The 18,497-nt window shown below is 73.9% G+C and carries 15 protein-coding genes; 5 read left to right on the forward strand and 10 right to left on the reverse strand.

Going from position 1 to position 18,497, the window contains the following annotated elements:
* The first annotated feature begins 51 nt into the window (after positions 1-51).
* Positions 52-933 (forward strand): LysR family transcriptional regulator, encoded by an 882-nt coding sequence (locus BLU82_RS13805; protein ID WP_172885603.1) that lies wholly within the window; start codon positions 52-54, stop codon positions 931-933.
* On the opposite strand, the gene BLU82_RS13810 is transcribed toward BLU82_RS13805, so the two are convergent.
* The 3 genes from BLU82_RS13810 to BLU82_RS13820 all read right to left on the reverse strand — a co-directional run bounded on the left by BLU82_RS13810 (position 921) and on the right by BLU82_RS13820 (position 4,866).
* Positions 921-1,937 carry an acyl-CoA desaturase gene (locus BLU82_RS13810; RefSeq protein ID WP_197682933.1) on the reverse strand — a complete coding sequence of 339 codons (1,017 nt, stop codon included), beginning with the start codon at positions 1,935-1,937 and terminating at the stop codon, positions 921-923. The genes BLU82_RS13805 and BLU82_RS13810 overlap by 13 nt on opposite strands.
* A gap of 26 nt (positions 1,938-1,963) precedes the next feature.
* The gene (locus BLU82_RS13815) at positions 1,964-3,112 is read right to left on the reverse strand and encodes a glycosyltransferase family 4 protein (RefSeq protein ID WP_157740924.1); all 1,149 of its coding nucleotides are present in this window, start codon (positions 3,110-3,112) and stop codon (positions 1,964-1,966) included.
* A 314-nt stretch (positions 3,113-3,426) separates the two neighbouring features.
* Positions 3,427-4,866, reverse strand: a complete 1,440-nt coding sequence (locus BLU82_RS13820) for a metallophosphoesterase (RefSeq protein WP_092621198.1) — start codon at positions 4,864-4,866, stop codon at positions 3,427-3,429.
* A gap of 754 nt (positions 4,867-5,620) precedes the next feature.
* On the opposite strand from BLU82_RS13820, the gene BLU82_RS34160 reads away from it, so the two are divergent.
* The 3 genes from BLU82_RS34160 (at position 5,621) to BLU82_RS13850 (ending at position 8,624) form a co-directional block, all read left to right on the forward strand.
* The gene (locus BLU82_RS34160; protein ID WP_157740926.1) at positions 5,621-7,423 is read left to right on the forward strand and encodes a hypothetical protein; all 1,803 of its coding nucleotides are present in this window, start codon (positions 5,621-5,623) and stop codon (positions 7,421-7,423) included.
* Positions 7,424-7,526: 103 nt separating this feature from the next.
* Entirely contained in the window at positions 7,527-7,808 is a 282-nt protein-coding gene (locus tag BLU82_RS13845; RefSeq protein ID WP_092621215.1) for a hypothetical protein, read from the forward strand.
* Between the two features lie 81 nt (positions 7,809-7,889).
* Entirely contained in the window at positions 7,890-8,624 is a 735-nt protein-coding gene (locus tag BLU82_RS13850) for a DUF2470 domain-containing protein (protein ID WP_172885604.1), read from the forward strand.
* Here BLU82_RS13850 and BLU82_RS13855 read toward each other — a convergent pair.
* Entirely contained in the window at positions 8,617-10,299 is a 1,683-nt protein-coding gene (locus tag BLU82_RS13855; protein ID WP_092621221.1) for an ABC transporter ATP-binding protein, read from the reverse strand. The genes BLU82_RS13850 and BLU82_RS13855 overlap by 8 nt on opposite strands.
* The gene (locus BLU82_RS13860; RefSeq protein ID WP_172885605.1) at positions 10,292-12,106 is read right to left on the reverse strand and encodes an ABC transporter ATP-binding protein; all 1,815 of its coding nucleotides are present in this window, start codon (positions 12,104-12,106) and stop codon (positions 10,292-10,294) included. Before BLU82_RS13860 ends, BLU82_RS13855 begins: the two co-directional genes overlap by 8 nt.
* Before the next feature lie 123 nt (positions 12,107-12,229).
* On the opposite strand from BLU82_RS13860, the gene BLU82_RS34165 reads away from it, so the two are divergent.
* Positions 12,230-12,997: a helix-turn-helix domain-containing protein gene (locus BLU82_RS34165; protein ID WP_172885606.1), complete on the forward strand. Its 768-nt coding sequence runs from the start codon at positions 12,230-12,232 to the stop codon at positions 12,995-12,997.
* Here BLU82_RS34165 and BLU82_RS13870 read toward each other — a convergent pair.
* The 5 genes from BLU82_RS13870 to BLU82_RS13890 form a co-directional block, all read right to left on the reverse strand.
* Complete coding sequence (locus BLU82_RS13870; RefSeq protein ID WP_092621227.1) at positions 12,973-13,182, reverse strand: hypothetical protein; 210 nt, start codon at positions 13,180-13,182, stop codon at positions 12,973-12,975. The genes BLU82_RS34165 and BLU82_RS13870 overlap by 25 nt on opposite strands.
* Positions 13,183-13,605: 423 nt before the next feature.
* Positions 13,606-14,475: a siderophore-interacting protein gene (locus tag BLU82_RS13875; protein WP_092621230.1), complete on the reverse strand. Its 870-nt coding sequence runs from the start codon at positions 14,473-14,475 to the stop codon at positions 13,606-13,608.
* A 36-nt stretch (positions 14,476-14,511) separates the two neighbouring features.
* Positions 14,512-15,948 carry an amidase gene (locus BLU82_RS13880; RefSeq protein WP_157740931.1) on the reverse strand — a complete coding sequence of 479 codons (1,437 nt, stop codon included), beginning with the start codon at positions 15,946-15,948 and terminating at the stop codon, positions 14,512-14,514.
* Positions 15,945-16,982 (reverse strand): succinylglutamate desuccinylase/aspartoacylase family protein, encoded by a 1,038-nt coding sequence (locus tag BLU82_RS13885; RefSeq protein WP_092621236.1) that lies wholly within the window; start codon positions 16,980-16,982, stop codon positions 15,945-15,947. Before BLU82_RS13885 ends, BLU82_RS13880 begins: the two co-directional genes overlap by 4 nt.
* Positions 16,979-18,487 (reverse strand): hypothetical protein, encoded by a 1,509-nt coding sequence (locus BLU82_RS13890; protein WP_157740933.1) that lies wholly within the window; start codon positions 18,485-18,487, stop codon positions 16,979-16,981. The genes BLU82_RS13885 and BLU82_RS13890 overlap by 4 nt, the downstream gene beginning before the upstream one ends.
* Positions 18,488-18,497 lie beyond the last annotated feature (10 nt).

Below are 18,497 nucleotides of genomic sequence, written 5' to 3' on the forward strand. Positions count from 1 at the left end.
GCGGCCATGAGCACCACTGCGGGTCCGACAGGTCGGGTATACGCTCAGCGCATGCTGGACACGTGGTCGCTGCGGGTGCTGGCCGAGGTCGCCGAGCACGGCTCGTTCTCCGCCGCGGCCGACGCCCTGACGATGACCCAGCCGGCCGTCTCACGGCAGATCGCCGCGCTGGAGCGGCGGGCCGGTGTCCGGTTGTTCCACCGCCGCCCGCGGGGCGTCGTCCCGACGGCGGCCGGCGAGCTGGCCATCGGCGAGGCGCGCGAGATCCTCGGCCGGCTGGCCGCGCTGGAGGCCCGGCTGCGCGCGTACGCGCAGCTGCGCGGCGGGCACGTCCGGCTGTCGGCGTTCCCGAGCGCGAACACCGCGTTCGTCCCGGCGGCGATCCGCCGGTTCAGCGAGGCGCACCCCGGCGTCGAGGTCGGGCTGATCCGCGGCGGCCCCGGCGACGTCCGCTCCGGCGCCGTCGACGTCGCGCTGGTCACCGACTGGGACGAGGCCCGCGACGGCGTCGAGCTGGTGCCGCTGCTGGACGAGGAGCACCGGGTGGCGCTGCCGGCCGGGCACCGGCTCGCCGGGCGCCCCACCGTCGCCCTGCGCGACCTGCGCGGCGAGACCTGGATCGAGGGCGGCCACCCCGATTGCCTCGGCCCGCTCACGGCGCTGACGCGCGCCCTCGGCGGGCCGCCGCGCGTCGGCTTCGTCTGCGACGACTGGACCGGCAAGCAGGCGCTGGTCGCGGCCGGCATGGGCGTCACCGTCATCTCGACGCTGGCCGCCGCGGCCATCCGCCCCGACGTCGTCCTGCGGCCCACCGCCCCCGCCCTGCCGCGCCGCCGCCTGCTGGCCGCCGTCGCGCCGCGCGACCGGCGCACCCCGGCGGCGGCCGCCATGCTGACGGTGCTGACGTCACTCGCCGCCGGCTACCGGAGCTGAGACGCGAGGGCGCAGCGGAACGGGTCCGGGACGCGTCCGACGGCGTTGAGGTAACCGACGATCACGCGGTAGGCGCCGATGAACGTCGTCTCGGTGTAGTGGATGTCATGTGCGGCGCAGTGTGCCCGGACGAGCGTGCGTGCGCGGCGGAGGTTGGGGCGGGGCATGTTCGGGAAGAGGTGGTGTTCGATCTGGTGGTTCAGCCCGCCCATCGCAAACGTGGTGAATCCGCCGCCGGCGATGTTGCGCGACATCAGGACCTGGCGGCGCAGGAAGTCGATCTTCTGGTCGGCCGGCACGATGGGCATGCCGAGGTGATTGGTCGCGAAGGTGCCGCCGAGCAGGAGACCGAACAGGGCCATCTGGACGCCGAAGAACGCGGCGGCCTTGCCCGGCGGCAGGATCAGCAGCAGCACGGTGACGTAGCCACCGAGGCGGCCGGCGACGAACGCGACCTCCCACCACCGGTGCTTGAGCGGCTGCCGGCCCACGAGTCGCTGGATGCTCGCCACATGCAGGGCGAGTCCCACGAACATGACGAGCGGGAAGAAGTAGCCCTGCCACCGAGTCAGCCGCGCCACCGGCCCGCGCCGCTTCTGGGCGATGGCGGGGGTGAACGCGAAGGCGCTGGGCCCGATGTCGGGGTCCGAGCCCTCCTTGTTCGGGTTGGCGTGGTGGCGGCTGTGCTTGCTCATCCACCAGCCGTGGCTGAGCCCGGCGAACAATCCCGAGAGCACCCGGGACATCCAGTCGTTCCAGTGGTGCGACTTGAAGATCTGCCGGTGCGCGCTGTCGTGGCCCAGGAAGCTGATCTGCGAGAGCACGACACCCAGTCCCGCGGCGAGGAGCAATTGGAACCAGGAGTCGCCGAGGAACGCGAACGCGACCCAGAGTCCGGCGAAGGCCGTGACGGTTCCGATGATCATCGTCCAGTAGTAGGCGTAGCGGCGGCGGAGCAGTCCGGCGGCCCGTACCTGGTGCGCCAGCTCGGTGTACGTGCTCACGTACCGCACGCGGCGCGGCGCCGCGGTCACGCCTGTACCCCTGCGGGGTGGATGTCATCCTGGTCACCGGTCGCCATGACCAGCGGCCGCTGCGGCTGCGCGGGCGGTGCGGCGATCAGGTCTTCGAGCTGCCGGACGGTGGTCGCGGGCGGGATCGGCTTCGGCTGGGCGAGGACGCTCAGCAGCGCGTCCACCGACTGCTCGACGGTGAACCTCGTGCCGGCGTCCCGGCGGGCGGCCCCGGAGAGCGGCCCGGCCGCCACGGCCGCCCGGATGCCCCAGGCGAGCGCCTCGGCGTCGTCGGGCTCGACCAGGATCACGCCGCCGCAGTCGGTCTCGGGCAGGCCGCCGTCGTCGGAGGCGACGACCCGGCAGCCGGCGTGCTGGGCCTCGATCGAGACGATGCCGAAGGTCTCGTGCCAGTACTGGCTGTTGGACGGCATCACGACGATGTCGTGCTCGGCCATCAGCGCCGCCATTCCGGCCGGTGTCTTGCGGGTGGGCACGACCGAGATCCGCGGGTGCGCTTGGAGCAGTCGCTCGATGATCTTGCCCTGCGGCTTGTCGGCGCCGGCGGTCGTCGCCATGAAGACGAGATCGAGGTCCTGGTCGATGATGTCGATGTGCAGGGTCGACAGCAGGGTGTAGATGCCCTTCTCCGGGCTCAGCCGGCCGGCGTAGAGCACCCGGGTGGACCCGCCGGGACCGGCAGGGCGGGGCTGCGCGGCGAAGGCCGGCTCCGCGAACGGGTACACGACGCTGATGGTCGCGACGTCGACGTCGAGGAAGCGTGCCCACAGGTCGGCCGCATAGCGGCTGGTGGCGATCAAGGTGCGGTCCCTGGCGCCATCGGCGGCGAACGCCCACTCCCGCTCCCGGATCGGCGGCGGGTTGTGCAGGATCAGGAACGACGGCGTCCGGGTCGCCACGGGGTACGGCTCGTTGACGAAGACGACGGTGCCGTCGAGCTCACCGACGGCGGTCAGCGTCGGCAGCGACAAGAACGGGATGCCGGTGAAATCGTCGCGGCCGTCCGCGGTACCCAGGCCGACGGTCACGACCTGTGCCGGTACGCCGCGCCGATTCAGCTCGCGGACCTGGCCGACGGTGTAGTTCTCGGAGCCGCCGGTGCCGGCCGGTAGCGGGTTGCCTGGGGACCAGATGAAGGAGATCAACGTGTGCACCACCCATGGGGTCGGTCTGTGCCGGGCTCGAACAGGACGCGGTCGGCGACGACCGCGGCTGCGAGCCCGGAGGCGACGACGGGTAGCGGCGGTGGACCCGTGCGAAGCCGACCGTGCGTGAGGGGAGAACCACGTCAACGCTGAAACACCCGACGACCGGGCAGCGGCGCATCCCGCAACGTTCGAAGGACTAACGATCACAGCTGTTCGCAGCATACCACGTGCGAACCCGTGACCAGCACAAACGACAAGTGAACGACGCCGGCGGGGCCGCCGCGGCATCGCGGCGGCCCCGTACCGGCGGGCTACTCCTCGAACGGCGCGAAGTACGGGTACAGCGGTGCGTCCGGGCCCCACGTCCCAGGCCGGCCGCGGGTGTCGGCCGTGGTGAAGACGGCCGGCTGCGACGCGGTGACGCCGCCGCCCGGACTGTGCGCGGTGACGATCCACGCGTACGTACTGCCCGGTGTCAGCCCGGCCCACTGCACCGACGCGGTCGAACCGGACGGCACCGTCACCTCACCGATCGGCTCCGACGGCGTGTACAGCGCGATCGCGTCGGTCTGGAACGTCGTGGTGCGGGTCTGCAGGTCGACCGGCAGCACCATGTTGTCCTCGGTGCCGTTGTACCGGCCGTCCTGGTCGTACTCCGTGGCGCCGAACTCCGCCAGCAGCGGCGAGTACGTGTCGACGATCAGCTCGGACCGTTCGACGTCGAACTGCAGCAGCCGGAAGAAGCTGGCGCCGAACTGGAGCTGGTCGTCCGGCTGGTAGCCGCCGATCTCGGTGAGCCCGAGCCGGTCCGCGGAGACCGTGTAGAACTGGTAGTCCGCGAGCAGCTCGACCACGCCGTGCCCGATCTCGCCCACCGGCGGGCGGACGTTCGTCCCGACGCCGTGCCGGTGACCGGCCAGCACCAGGAACACGTTCGGGTTCGGCGCGACGACCCGGTTGTAGAGCACCGCGCCGTCGGGCGCGGCGAGTGCGGCGTCGCGGCCGTCGGGCAGCGTCGACGGCATCACGTAGTCGTGGGTGAGCAGGATGCCGTTGCGGTCCGGGAACCGCTGGAAGACGGAGTTGGCCCAGTCGACCTCCTCCTTGGTGACGCCGTACGAGAGGCCGACGACGACGAAGTCCAGGCCACCGGCCGTGAACAGGTCGTAGTGGTTCTGGTTGTCGCCCTCGCGCCAGGGGCCGCCGTACTCCGCCTGCTCCCACTGGTCGTCGGCGGCGGCGTAGCGGTCCGGCCCGTAGTACTGGTTGTACAGCGACTCCGGGCCGGTCTCGCGGCCGCCCTGGTTGTCGTGGTTGCCGGCGACGACGCCGTTCGGGATGCCGGCGCCGTCGAGCACGCCCTGCTGTTCCGACGAGAACTCGAACTCGCCGATGACCTGCTGGCGCATCGGCTCGTCCAGCGGCGGCCGGGTGTTGTTCTCGATGATGTCGCCGGTGTGCGCCGCGTAGGCGACCTTGCGCTCCTCGGCGTTCTCGACCACCCAGTCGACGATGCCCTGGTACGCCGACGCCCACACGGCCCGCTCCTCCGGCGTCTCCTGCTCGACGGCGCCCTCGGACAGGTACTGGGTGTCGGTGAAGTGGACGATGGAGAAGTCGTAGCTGTCCGGGTCGGCGAAGCCGTCCGGGTCGCCGTCGACGATGTCGTCGGCGAACGGGTCCTCTCCGGTGACCAGCACGTTCACCCGGTTGCGGTCGACGTACTCCGCCGTCACCGTCGCGGACAGCACGGTGTTGCCCTCGGCAGCGCCGCGGGCGCTGGTCAGCGCGTCCCACGTCTGAGTGCGGGGGGTTCCACGCGTGCAGCGTCACCAGCCGCTGCGGGTCGACGACGCCCTCCCAGCGCAGGAACGGCGCGTCGACGTTCTTCCGGACCCGCAGGTCGAACCGCTGGTAGCTGAGGTCGCGGCTGGCCGGCGCGGCGACCGTGCGGCCGTCCAGCGGCGCGAGGTCCTTCGTCGGGACCGGCCGCTCCCCCGGCACCCGCGGCGTCGTCGGCATCGTTGTCGTGCTGCCCTGCCAGGCGGTGGTCGCGGTGGCCACCTCGGCCTGCGCGAACGACGCCGTCACATCGCCGCCGCCGGGCGTGGCCACCTCGCCGGACAGCGTGACCTCCGAGCCGATGCCGGTGCTGCCGGACGCCGGTGCGAGCGCGGCCGGGACGTCCGGGATGCCGGCGCTGGTGAAGACGATCTCGCGGACCGCCGTGTTGCCGAGGACGTCGGTGCCGGTGACGGCGAGCGTGTGCTCGCCCGGCGCGAGGCCCGGGCCGATCGGGGCGCCGAGCGCGACGGCGGCGCCGTCCAGCGTGACGTCCGGTCCGGTCTGCACGCCCGAGGCGTCGGCCAGCTGGACGTCCAGCACCTCGGCGGACGTGATCGTCTCGCCCGCGGCCGGAGTGCTCGCCGTCACCTCGGGCGCGGTGTTGTCGGTGACCAGCAGCCGGGTCGCGACCTCGCCCGTGGTGGACGACGCGGCGACGGTGTGCTCGCCGTCGGCCAGCGCGGTGGTGTCGAGGTCGGCGCGCAGGCCGCGGGCCGGCGCGTCGATGAGGAAGTTCAGGTCGACCTCGCGCAGCGGGTTCACGGTGGAGCCGCAGTCGCCGTCGCCCATGCCGTAGCCGGGCAGCGGGCGTTGCGGCGTCGCCGTGCCCTCCGCGGGGGTGAGCGCGACGTTGCTGACGGCGAAGTCGTCGCGGTTGTTGCCGCAGCCGGTCGCGAACGTGCCGGTGACGAGGTCGATGGTGTTCCAGCCCGGCTGCAGCCACTCGTTCGGGATGGTGACGTCGACGCGCTGGCTGACGTAGTCGCCGCCGAGCTCCACCTTCATGCCGTTGACCAGCAGGTAGTTGTGGTAGCGCGCCTCGATCGAGTTCGTGCCGACGTCGAAGCTGACGCTGGCGAGCCCGGACCCGAGGGTCTCACGGACCGCCGCGCCGGGCGCGTCGACGACGTAGCGCAGCTCGACCTCGCGCAGCGCCGTCGTGCTGCTGCCGCAGTTCCCGTCGCCCATCGCGTAGGACGGCTCGATGCCCTGCCCGGCCGCGGTGCCGTCCGGGACGACCAGCTCGAGGTTCGCGACGGCGAAGTCGTCGCGGTTGACGCCGCAGGCCGCCTGCACGCCGCCGGTGACGAAGGTGATGACGTTCTCGCCGGGGACGAGGAACTGGTTCGGCACCGCGACGTCGACGCGCTGGCTGACGTAGTCGCCGCCCAGCTCGATCCGCTTGCCGTTGACCAGCAGGTGGTTGTGGTAGCGCGCCTCGATCGAGTTGCTGCCGACATCGAAACCGAACGTCGACACACCCGTGCCGAGCGTGGGCCGGGTGACCGGCTCGGCGCCGTCGACGGTGAGCGCCGGCACCGCTCCGGGCGTGCCGGCCGGGAACGACGCGAACACCGGCTGGGTGCCGGCGGCGAGGGTGCCGTCGGCCGGCGCGACGTGCGGGGCGCCGGTCGGCGCGTTGTTCACCGTGACGGTGTGCGTGGTGGCCGCGCCGGACGCGGTCCGGGCGACGATCTCGTGCGGCCCGTTCGCCAGCGTCGTCGTGTCGACCTCGGCGGCGAGCCCGGTGGTGCGCTGCGGGTCGCCGTCGACGACGAACGTCAGCTCGGCGCTGAGCAGCAGCGACGTGTTCGAGCCGCAGCTGCCGTCGCCGAAGGCGTAGCTGTACTCGTTGGCGTCGCCGCCGGCCGGCCCGCCGAGGAGGTCGAGGGTGAAGTCGGAGAGCACGAAGTCGTCGTGGTTGACGCCGCAGCTCGTCGTGATGGTGCCGGCGAACACCTCGACCGTGTTCGTCCCGGCCACCAGGTGCTCGTTCGGGATCTCCAGGCTGACCCGCTCGTCGACGGCGTCGCCGAGGTCGATCCGGTGCGCACCGTTGACCAGCACGTAGTTGCGGTAGCGGGCCTCGGTCGAGTTGCTGCCGACGTCGAAGCTCAGCGTCGACACGCCCAGCGTCGAGGTGCCCTGGATCGGCGTGCCGTCGATGACCAGCGCGGTGACGTCGTCGTCGGCCGTGACCGGCTCGGACGCGACCGTGACCGCGCCCTCCAGGTACGCGCCGTCGGCCGGGGTCAGCGTCGGCGGCTCGGCCGGGGCGTCCCGTTTGGCCTCCTCGGCCGCGGCCTCCTCCGGCGCCGTCACCGCGTACGAGGCGGGCCAGGTGGCGCCGGCGAGGACGGCGGCCAGCGCGGCCGCGGCCAGGCCGGCCCGTCTCTTCCGTCGGCCGGGACGTGGGGGCAGCGTCATCGACGAGACCTCTCTCTGGGGATGGGAGCGCCCTGAATCGTCCCGATCGCCGGGAACCTCCGCCGATCCGCTCGACGAAAGGGTGGTGACCGTTTCGTGAACGCTTGGCCGCCGCCCGCCTCATGACAAGCTGTCCGTCGTGGACGGCGACCCGAAGACCGAGCGGCGGCCCCGCGGCCTGGGCGGGCCGGCGTTGTTCACCGGCGTGCTCGCCCTGGTCTTCGCGTTCGTGCCGTTCGTCGGCGAGTTCGTCGCCGCGCCGGCCGCCGTCATCGCGATCGTGCTGGGCTTGATCGGGTGGGACCGTGCCGAGAAGGGCCTCGCCGACGACGGCGCCCGCGCGCTCACCGGCGGGGTGCTCGGCCTCGTCGCCGCCCTCGTCGTGCTGTTCGTCTACCTCGCCACCATGGGCCCGTCCTAGCCCTCTGCGCGGCCCGCCACACGCCTGCCCGCCGCGTGCATGTTAGGTTAGCCTTTCCTCATTGTGAGTCCGGAGGTGGACATGCGCTGCCCGACGCCGGCCGAGCGGGCCCGGACGCTGCTGCGCGGGCGGCTGCCCGGCCTGCTGTTCCTCGACGACGTCACGGTGCCGCTGCCCGTGCGGCACGGCACCGACCGCGCCGGGCGGCCGCTGCTGCTGGTCCCGGCGGACGGCGGGCTGCGCGCGGCGCTGCGCTCACGCGGGCCGGCCGCGCCAGGCGGCGTGCTGCGGGTCGACGACGTGCCGCCGTCGGCCGACGCGCCCAGCCTCGGCCAGGCCCGGGCCAGCGGCCGGCTGCACCCCGTCGATCCAGGCGCGAGCACCGCGGCGGCGCTGGAGTTCGCCGCGTCCAACCCGCTGCCCAGCCTGCTCGGCGTCGGCACCGACGCCGTCCTCTACCGGCTGGAGGTCACCGGGGTCCATCTGCTCACCGACGGGGGCGGCGGCCCGCTCGACCTCGCCGCGTACGCCGCCGCCGTCCCGGACCCGCTGCACGAGGCCGAGCGCGACCTGCTGCTCGACCTCGCCGACCATCACCGCGACGAGCTGGAGCCGTGGTTCCGCGCCGCGCTGGCGTCGGCCGGCATCGACGCCGACCGGCCGCGGGCGGCCCGGCTGGACCGGTACGGGTTCACCGTCGACACCGGGCGGCCGCGGCGGAGATGGGTGCGGCTCGACTTCGCCCGGCCGCTGGACACCGTCGAGGAGCTGGCCGAGCTGCTGCACCCGGTGCTGTTCCACCCGCACGTCAGCTGACGGAGACCACCCCGTCGTCGACCCGGACGACGTCGGCGTGCCGGGCGATGGTCTCGGGCCGGTGCGCCACCAGGATCAGCGTCCGCCCGGCCCGGACCCGGTCGACGGCGGTCTCGATGCCGGCCGCGACCGCGGGGTCGAGGTCGGCGGTGGCCTCGTCGAGGATCAGCACCGCCGGGTCCACCAGCGCGGCCCGGACGATGCCGACCAGCTGCTGCTCCCCCGCCGACAGCGCCGACCCGTACGGCCCGACGACGGTGTCCAGCCCGGCCGGCAGCCCGGCCAGCCACGCGGTGAGCCCGAGCCGGTCGACGGCGTCCAGCAGCTCGTCGCGGGTCGGCTCGTGCGGCACCAGCGCGAGGTTGTCGGCGAGCGTGCCGCTGACCAGGTGCACCTGCTGCGGGACGAGGACGACGCGCCGCCGGACCTCCGCCTCGGTCGCCGTCGCGAGGTCGACCCCGCCGAACGTCACCGTCCCCGCGTCCGGCCGGTACAGCCCGCTGGCCAGCTTCACCAGCGTGCTCTTGCCCGACCCCGTCGGGCCGGCGACCACCACGTGCGCGCCGTGCGGGAACGTGACGTCCACGCCGGCCAGCACGTCGGTCCCGGCGCGGTAGGCGTAGTGGACGCCGCGCACCGTCAGGTCGCCGGACTTGGGGAGCGCGGCGCCCTCGGACGGTGAGCGGTCCGCCGTCCGGTCCAGCAGGTCGAGCAGCCGGGCCAGGCTGACGGCGGTCGCCTGCAATTCGCCGAAGACCTGCGACAGCCGCAGCACGCCCTCGAACAGGTTCGCCGTGGCCAGCACGAACACCGCGACCGTGCCGATCGTGACCCGGTCCTGCCCCGCCAGCCACGCGCCGGCCACCAGCAGCACCGCCACCGAGAGGCCCTCGAGGAAGCCGATCAGCCGCAGCCGCAGCTCGACGTCGACGGTGTGGTCCTCGGCGGCGCGCAGCTCGGCGTTCTGGGCGGCGAAGCGGCGCCGCCGCTCCGGCATGCCGCCGGTGAGGTGCAGCGTCTCGCGTCCCGCCAGCGTCTCGGTGAACGTCGCGGCGATGCCCGCCCGCCCCGCCGCGACCCGTCCGTACGCGGTCGTCGCGTCGCGCCGGAACCAGCGGATCGCCAGCCACGTCGCCGGCAGCGTCACCGCCAGGGTGATCAGCGTCAGCAGCGGCGAGTACGACACCAGCACGGCCAGCGTCAGCAGCAACGACAGCGACAGGTTCACGACGTCGGGCAACTGCTGGCGGACGAAGTCGGTGACGGTGGCGACCTCGCCGGTCGTGCGTTGCAGCAGGTCGCCGACCCGGTGCGACTCGATGAACCGCAGCGGCGCCGTCGCGATGCGGGCCACCGCGGTGTCGCGCAGGTCGCGCACGACCCGCTCGCCGGTGCGGGTCAGCAGCACCTCGGACGTCCGCAGCAGGAAGATCCGCGCCACGACCACCACCGCCAGGGTGGCGACGGCGGCGAACAGCCCGCTTCTGGAGCGCTGGACCAGCTCGTCGATCGCCCGGCCGATGATCGGAGCCATCGACACCAGCGCGCCGGCGCTGAGCACGCTGACCGCCAGTGCGAGCAGGGCCTCGCGCCGGTACGGCCGGGCCACGGCGGCGAAGCGCCGGTACACGCCGCGGGTGGACGGCGCCTCCTCGAGGACGGGTGCCTCAGCCATCGATGCTCCCCGCGGTCGCCGGGACGCGGAGGTCGACGACGCGGTCGGCGCGGTCACGCAGCTGGGTCCGGTGCGACACGGCGACGATCGCGGTGCCGGGCAGTTCGGCCCGCAGCCGGTCCAGGATCGCCCGCTCCGTGCCGACGTCGATCGCCGAGGTGACGTCGTCGAGCAGCAGCACGCGCGGCCGGCCGAGCAGGGCGCGGGCCAGCGCCAACCGCTGCACCTGACCTCCAGACAGCGTCGTCCCCCGTTCCCCGACGGCGGTCTCGTACCCGGCCGGGAGCGCCCGGACGAACCCGTCGGCGCCGGCGATCCGCCCGGCCCACGCCACCTCGTCGTCGCTCGCGTCGCGGCCGAGCCTGATGTTGTCCGCGACGGTGCCCGTGAGCACCAGCGGCCGCTGCGGCACGTAGCCGATGCGGGACCACCACTCGGTGCGCTCGGCCCCGGCGACGTCGACGCCGCCGTACCGGATGCTCCCCGCCGCCGGCTCGTCCAGCCGCGCGACCACCCGCAACAGCGACGACTTGCCGCTGCCCACCGGGCCACGCAGCACCACCAGCTCACCCGGCGCCGCGGTCAGGCGCAGCGGCGGGGTCGGCTCGCCACCACCCCCGGTCCGCGCCGCCAGGTCGTCGAGCAGCAGTTCGCCCCGCTCCGGCAGCACCGCCGGTCCGCCCGGCACCGGTGCCGCCGCATCGTCCGTCGTCGGCGGAGTGTGTCGGTGCCCGCCCGTAGGGTGGGCACCCTCCCTAGAGGGGCGGGTCATACCTACCTCCGCCGAGCCGCTCGCGTCCAGCCCGGACGCCGCACCCAGGCCACCCAACGCAGCCGGGCCGCCCGTGCCGAGCACCTCGGCGATCCGCGTGCCCGACACCTCGGCCTCGCGGCGGTTCGAGACCAGCAGCACCAGGAAGCTCAACGCGATGGTCAGCATGGTCATCCACGAGGTGTAGGCGATCAGCCCGCCGATGCTCAGCCCACCGTCCAGCACCGCCAGCCCGCCCGTCAACAACCCCGCCGCGATCGCCAGCCGCGGCACGGACGGCGGCACCGACGCCCACCAAGCGGCCAGCCGGGCCAGCGCCAGCGTGTGCACCGTGACCTCCCCGCTGGCCGCGGCGTGCCGCCGGACCAGCCGGCCGGTGCCGCCCAGCCCGCGCACGGCTCCCGCGGCGGACAGCAACTCCTCCACGGCGCCCGACCGGCGCGAGTGCGCCCCGGCCAGCCGCTCGGCCGCGGCGGCGTATCGCGGCGGGAAGATCAGCTGCGTGACGACGACCAGGGGCGCCATCACAGCCGTGACGATCAGCAGCCGCGGGTGCAGCGTCGCCACCGCCGGCACCACGACGACGATCGTGCTCAGGGCCAGCGTCCAGTAGGTGAGCTTGTCGACCCAGTCGGCCACGGCCAGCACGTCGCGCTCGGCCCGCGAGGCGAGGTCACCGCGGTCGAAGCGGGCGGTCACCGCGCCGTCCGCGTCACCCGCCCGCGCCAGCAGCCGCTCGCGCAGATCCTGCGCCGTCGCGTTGGCCGCGTGCCGGGTCAGCCGCTCGCCCAGCGCGCCGCCGGCCAGCACGACCAGCGCCAGCCCGGCGACGGCCAGGGCCCAGCCGGCGGTGCGGCCCGGCGCGCCGGCCTCCAGCCCGTCGTCGACGGCGCGCTGCACGAGCGCGGGCGTGGCCAGGTAGCCGAGCTGCCCGGCCAGGGCGCAGAGCAGGCCGGTGACGAGCGCGCGCCGGCGCCGGCGGAACACCTCCCGCAGCAGCCGGCGGCCAGGGGCGCGGGTCTGTTCCGCCGTCACAGAAGAGGTCCTCTCGGAGGGGGCCGCGAAATCACTCACAGGTTAGGGTCGGCTAACCTGGTGGTGGTCCAACCCAGCGGTCACCTCACATCAGGCCGCGGACGTCGACGGTCGGGAGGTGCGGTGTTCGCGCGCGCGTTCGGTGGCGGGCTCGACGGCGCCGAGGAGTTCTGGCTGACCCGGTTCGAGCTGCCCCGGCTGAGCGGCTTCACCGTCCACGAGCACGCCGAGCACCAGCTGTCCTGGGTGGCGCACGGCCAGCTGGTGGTGGAGGCGGGCGGGACGTGGCTGCTGCCGCCGTCGCAGGCGGTGTGGATCCCGGCCGGCACCCCGCACGCGCTGCGCGCGACCCGCCCGACCCAGCTGTACTGCCTCTACCTGTGGCCGGCCGACTGCCCCATCGCGTGGACGGGCACCACCGTCGTCGCCGCCGACCCGATGCTGCGCCAGGTCATGCTGTACCTCGCCCGGCCCGACCTCCCCGACGACGCCGCGCAGCGGGCCCGCGCGCTGCTGGCAGACCTGCTGCGCCCCGATCTGCCGCAGCAGCCGCGGGAGGTCCCGATGCCGGCCGGCGGGCCCGCCCGCCAGCTCGCCGTCGCCCTGGTCCGCGCCCCCGGCGATCCGCGCGGCCTGCACGAGTGGGCCGCCGCCCTGCACGTCAGCGAGAAGACGCTGCGCCGATCGTTCGTGGCCGAGACCGGCATGACGTTCACCGACTGGCGCACCCAGGTGCGAATGCGGGCGGCGCTACCGCTGCTGGCCGACCGGCTGCCCGTCGCGGCCGTCGCGGCACGGGTGGGCTATCGCAGCGTGAACGGGTTCATCAACGCGTTCCGCCGCCACTTCGGCCGGACGCCGGGCAGCTACGCGGCGCTGCTCGGCGCGTGATGCTCGTGCGCCAGGCCCATCCGCTCGGCCCGGCGCATCAGGTCGAGGCGCTCGTCCAGCCAGCCGTCGATCGCCGTCTGGATGCGCAGCAACTCACCCGGGTCATCGCAGCGGCGGCGGTAATCGGCCAGCCAGCGCAGCGTCTCGTCGACATAGCGGAGCTTCGCCGCAATCGGCCACGTCATCGGCTCCCCCCTCACCCTCTCTGGTGCCAGGTTCCCCGTTCCGCGCGGAACACGCCTCCTCCGCGACGGGTGAGATCGAGACCCGGGAGACACACCCTAGATGAGTGAGTCGTATTGATCTTGCGGGTGGGTCGCTGCCGGTACGGCGAGGACGCGGTCAGGCGGCACGTCCTGGACCCGGCCGGCCCGTCGCCCGGCGGGAGTACTGTTCCGGCGCGGTGACCTCAGCGCCAACTGTTGGCACGGGTGTCACCCCGCCACACACCACCACCCCTGGGCGCCCGCAGCTGATCTGCCCCGATCCGCCCCGACCCGGCCTCCCCACCCTCGCCGCCGCGATCTGGCACAACTCGCGCACCGGCGCCCCAACCAAACGGCTCCATCACCGCCTACGACCACTAGCGATCAATAGGACTCAGTCATCTAGAGGCCGAGCGCCTCCAGCCGGGCGATGTACTCGTCCTCCTGCTCCTCCTCGTCGGCGTCGGTCTCCCACGGGGCGAGCAGCCACGCCTGGGTGGCGTCGTCGAGGGCGGCCAGCCGGCGGTTGTACTCGTCGCCGTTGTCGGTCCAGTAGCCGACCACCTTGTACGCCGACGGCGGCAGCTTCAGCTCGTGCCGCAGGTAGCGGCGGGCGTCGCGCAGCACGGCGGTCTCGCCGGCCACCCACACGTAGCCGGGACCGGCCGGCAGGTCGGCCGCGCGCAGCGCGCCGGACAAGCGGCTGGCGCCGTGCCCGTTGCCGCCGTACAGCCACGCGACCTCGACGGCGTCCGGCAGCTCGACCCGGTGCGCCGGCGTCGGCACCTCCAGCACGGCGCGGGTCCGCACCCCCGCCGGCGTGGCCTCCAGCAGCCGGGCCGCGGCCGGCAGCCCCGCGGCGTCGGCCAGCAGCAGCTGCCAGCTCAGGTCCGCGGGCGGGTCGTACATGCCGGTCGGCGTGTTGACGGTGACGACGTCGCCCGGCGCGGCCGCGCGCGCCCACGTGGCCGCGACCCCGCCGTCGTGCACGACGAAGTCGATCACCAGCTCGCCGCGGGCGCGGCGGAACTCCCGCACGGTGTACGTGCGCATCGGCGACGGCTCGGCGCCGTCCGGGTAGGACCACCGGCCCCGCTCGTCGACGACCGGCAGCACCGGCTCGGCGCCCGGCGGCGGGAAGAAGATCCGCAGGTACTCGTCGCCCACGCCGGTGCTGGCGAACCCGGCCAGGCCCGCGCCGCCGAACACCACCCGCACCATGCCGGCGCAGAGCGGCCGCGCCTCGACCACCTCCGCACGGAAGAACCGCATCGATGCTCCTCGAACCAGGCGGCAAGGGAGGACAGCCTAACCTGCTACCGATTCGTACGCGATGCCCGCACCGAGGCACACGTCCTCCTGCCAGCGAGGCGCCACCAGCTGCAGGCCCACCGGCAGACCGGTGCCCGGCGCGCGTCCGCACGGCAGCGTCAGCGCCGGGTGCCCCGACACGTTGAACACCGACGTGTTGCGCGCCACCACCGTGGCCAGCACGCGGTCGCGCCCGCCCAGCCGGACCGCGTCCACACCCTCCGGCGGGGCGACGATCGCCGACGTCGCGCAGGCCAGCACGTCGACGGACGCGAACAGCGCGTCGACCGCGTCGGCGAGGACGGTCCGGCAGCGCAGCGCGTGCAGGTAGTCGACGGCGGACAGCGAACGGCCGCCGGTGAGCAGCTGCGTGAACACCGCGCCGTAGCCGTCGAGGTCGTCGCCGGCATCGTGCAGGGACGCCGTCTCCGCCGCGACCAGGATGCGCTTGATCGCGTCGGGGTCGATCTGCTCGATCACCGGCAGCTCGACCGGCACCAGCGTCGCGCCCAGCCCGGCCAGCACCTTCGCCGCGGCGTCGAACAGGACGAGCACGTCGTCCTCGCCCACCCGGAACCAGCCGCCCAGCACACCGACCCGCAGGCCGGCCAGCGGCGCCCCGTCAACCGCCGGCCACCGCGGCCTGGACGCCGCCGCGGGGACCCCCGTCATCGCCGTCAGCGCGGCCCCGGCCAGCGCGACGCTCCCGGCGAGCGGGCCGGTGTGGTCCATCGTCCAGGTCAGCGGCGGGGTGCCGGCCCGCGGGACGCGGCCGAGCGTCGGCTTCAGCCCCACGGCGCCGCACCAGGCGGCCGGCACCCTGATCGAGCCGCCGGTGTCGGTGCCGACGGCCAGCGGCAGCAGCCCGGCGCCGACGGCCGCGGCCGGGCCGGACGACGACCCGCCGGAGCGGCGGCCCGGGTCCCACGGGTTGCGGGTGCGGCTGTTCGGCCCGGAGGCGAACTCGTACGTCGCCAGCTTGGCCACCAGGACGGCGCCGGCGGCGCGCAGGTTCCGCACGACCTGGGCGGTCGTCGCCGGCCGGAACCCGGCGTAGCGGGCCGAGCCGAACGTCGTCGGCGACCCCTCGACCTGCACGACGTCCTTGACGCCGAACGGCACGCCCTCCAGCGGGCGGGCCGCTCCGGCCGCGAGACGCCGCGCCGACTCCTCCGCCGCGACCAGCGCCTCGTCAGCCAGCAGCACCTCGACGGCGCCCAGCTCGCGGCCGCGCCCGCCGAGGTCGTCGAGGACCCGGCGGACCCCGCCCACCGGGTCCGGGTCCGGCTGCACCGGCGCCGACGGCACCAGCGGCGGCGGCGCGGCCCCGACGACGTCGCCGAACGGCACGACCGGGTCGGGAAACAGCGGCAGGCGGTAGTGGCGCAGCGCGGCGACGTCGGACCGGACGTCCGGATGCGACGGCGCGCTCACACCTCCAGCCGCCACTGCTCGGGCGCCGCGATCCACTCGCCGGACCCGGCGTCGGCGATGATGTACATGTACTCCCCCGGGTTGACCCGCGAGAAGCCCGGCCGGGTCTGCAGGATCGCCGACTTCTCGTACGGCGCTCTGATCTCCTGCAGCGTGTCGCCGGTGTGCGCGTCGACGATCCGCGACAGCAGCGTGCCGCCGTCGACCACCGCCGACAGCCCTTCGATGCCCACCGACGGGTAGCAGAGGCCGCCGTGGTCGGCCCGGATGAGCACCCGCTCGCGCATCAGCAGCTGCTTCTCCGGCAGCTCCGGCACGCCGTCGATGATGCCCAGGCCCTTGAGGAAGTTGTCGATGCGGGTCTGGGTCAGTGCGGCGAAGCCCTCGGGCATGACGTTGCCGCCCTGCTCGGCGACGATCGAGAGCTTGCCCAGCGACTTCACGTACTGGTCGATGGTGCCGGCGAACGGGTCGACGTCGTGGACGAAGACGAAGTCGGTGCCCATCAGGCGGGTGAAGTCGAAGATCCGCTTCTGCTCCGGCGTCCTGTCCGAGTTCACCAGCGTGTAGTTGATCGAGGTGTCGCCGGCGCAGTGGTAGTCGATCATCGCGTCGATGTGCGGGATGATCTCCTCGCTGATGACGGCCGCCATCTTCTGGGTGACCCAGCCCTGCCGGGTGCCGGGGAACACCCGGTTCATGTTGTTCATGTCGGTGTTCCAGCCCTGGCCGGTGGCCCGGGTGCCGCTCTCGAACGCGACCGGGTTGGCCACCGGCACCCCGATGACGGAACCGGCCAGCTGCTCCGGGTCCAGCCGGGCCAGCGCGGTGTTGACGGCCTCGGCGCCGAAGATCGCGTCGCCATGCACGTTGGCGATCAGCAGCAGGCTGGCGCCGGGCGACCGGCCGCGCACCACCTGCCCGCTGATCGCCAGCTCCTCGCCGGAGCTGCGCCGGGCGACCGGCAGCCGGAAGCGGGACCGGGAGCCGGGTGCGACGGCGGCGATCTCGTCGGAGTGGGTCAGCGTGGTCATCGGGTCTCCCCTTCGGTGTCGGGCGCGTAGCGCCGCTCGAGATGGGACAGGTAGGCCTCGGTGCCGAGGTCGGCGCCGGTGGCGCGCGGCACCAGCTCGGCGAGGGTGAACGTGCGGCCGGGCGCGTGCACGTGGCGGCGCAGCCAGCCGAGCATCGGCGCGAAGTCGCCCGCCTCGGCGCCGGCCTCGAGGTCGACGCCGTCGCGGCGCATCGCCGCGGCCAGCTGGGCCGACACCAGGTTGCCGATGACGTAGCTGGTGAACAGCCCCATCCACCGGTGGCACCAGTGGGGGTCCTGCAGGGCGCCGTCGCGGTCGGACGCGGGCGCGGTTCCGAAGTACTCGGCGCTGCGCGCGTTCCACAGCTCCGGCACGTCGTCGACGTCGAGCGTGCCGGACAGCAGCGACGTCTCGATCTCCCAGCGCAGCAGGATGTGCAGGTTGAAGGTCAGCTCGTCGGTGGCGATGCGGATGACGCTGGTCGGGCGGGCCACGAGCGCCTCGTGCAGCGACTCCGGCGTCACCGCGCCGGGGTGGTCGCCCAGGTACGGCGCCAGCACGCCGTGCGCGAACCGGGCGAACTGCGGCGTGCGCCCGACGATGTTCTCCCAGAACTTCGCCTGCGACTCGTGCAGCCACGGCATGACGCCGCGCGCCGCCGACGTCCCCCACAGCTCCGGCGCGATGCCCTGCTCGTACAGGGCGTGCCCGATCTCGTGGACGGCGCTGGTGAGGATCTCGTCGAACGGGACGTCGTCGCGCAGCGTGAAGCGGACGTCGTTGGCGCCGGACGGGCTGGTGAACGGGTGCGGCGACACCGCGAGGCCACCGCGGTTCCAGTCGTAGCCGATGCGCTCGGTGAGGTCGCGGACGAACGCGAACGCCGTCTGCCGGTCGAGGTCGGGGAAGGCGACCCGCGGCCGGCCGGCGTAGTGCTCCTGCCGGAAGGCGTTCAGCCGCAGGACCGGCTCGCGCAGGCCGGCCAGCAGCTCGTCGGTGGCCGCGTAGGACAGGCCCGGCTCGTACGCGGACAGCAGCGCGTCCATCGGGTGGTCGGTGTAGCCGACGGCGTCGGCCAGCCGCAGGTTGAGGTCCACCAGCCGCCGCAGCCACGGCGCGAAGTCGGCCCACCGGCCGGCGGCGCGGGCGTCGCGCCAGGCCGGGAACGCCTCGGCCGCGACCACCTGGAAGTCGGACATCACCTCGACCGGCCGGGTCCGGGCCGCGTCGTGGTCGCGTCGCGCCGTCCGCGCGACGGCCCAGGCGGCGAAGTCGTCGTGCGGGTCCGGTCCGTGCCGCTCGACCGCCGCGACCAGCTCGTCCAGTCGCGGGTCGGCGATGCGGTCGCGCATGCGCCGCTCCATCAGCCCGATCTGGCGGGCGCGGTCGGCGGTCGCGCCGTCCGGGAGCACGGTCTGCTGGTCGTAGCGGAGGTGGTCGAAGATCCGGCGGTAGTCCTCGGTCTCGGCGAGGTACTCGCGCAGGTCGGCGATGGGGGGTGCCACGTGCAGGACC

The organism is Jiangella sp. DSM 45060, from assembly GCF_900105175.1.
In the GTDB taxonomy this organism is placed as follows: Bacteria; Actinomycetota; Actinomycetes; order Jiangellales; family Jiangellaceae; genus Jiangella.

Coding starts and splice junctions, on each gene's coding strand:
- BLU82_RS13875 (WP_092621230.1), bottom strand. CDS start 14,475: ATGCGGTTCTTCCGTGCGGAGGTGGTCGAGGCGCGGCCGCTCTGCGCC.
- BLU82_RS13805 (WP_172885603.1), top strand. CDS start 52: ATGCTGGACACGTGGTCGCTGCGGGTGCTGGCCGAGGTCGCCGAGCAC.
- BLU82_RS13855 (WP_092621221.1), bottom strand. CDS start 10,299: ATGGCTGAGGCACCCGTCCTCGAGGAGGCGCCGTCCACCCGCGGCGTG.
- BLU82_RS13870 (WP_092621227.1), bottom strand. CDS start 13,182: ATGACGTGGCCGATTGCGGCGAAGCTCCGCTATGTCGACGAGACGCTG.
- BLU82_RS13850 (WP_172885604.1), top strand. CDS start 7,890: ATGCGCTGCCCGACGCCGGCCGAGCGGGCCCGGACGCTGCTGCGCGGG.
- BLU82_RS13885 (WP_092621236.1), bottom strand. CDS start 16,982: ATGACCACGCTGACCCACTCCGACGAGATCGCCGCCGTCGCACCCGGC.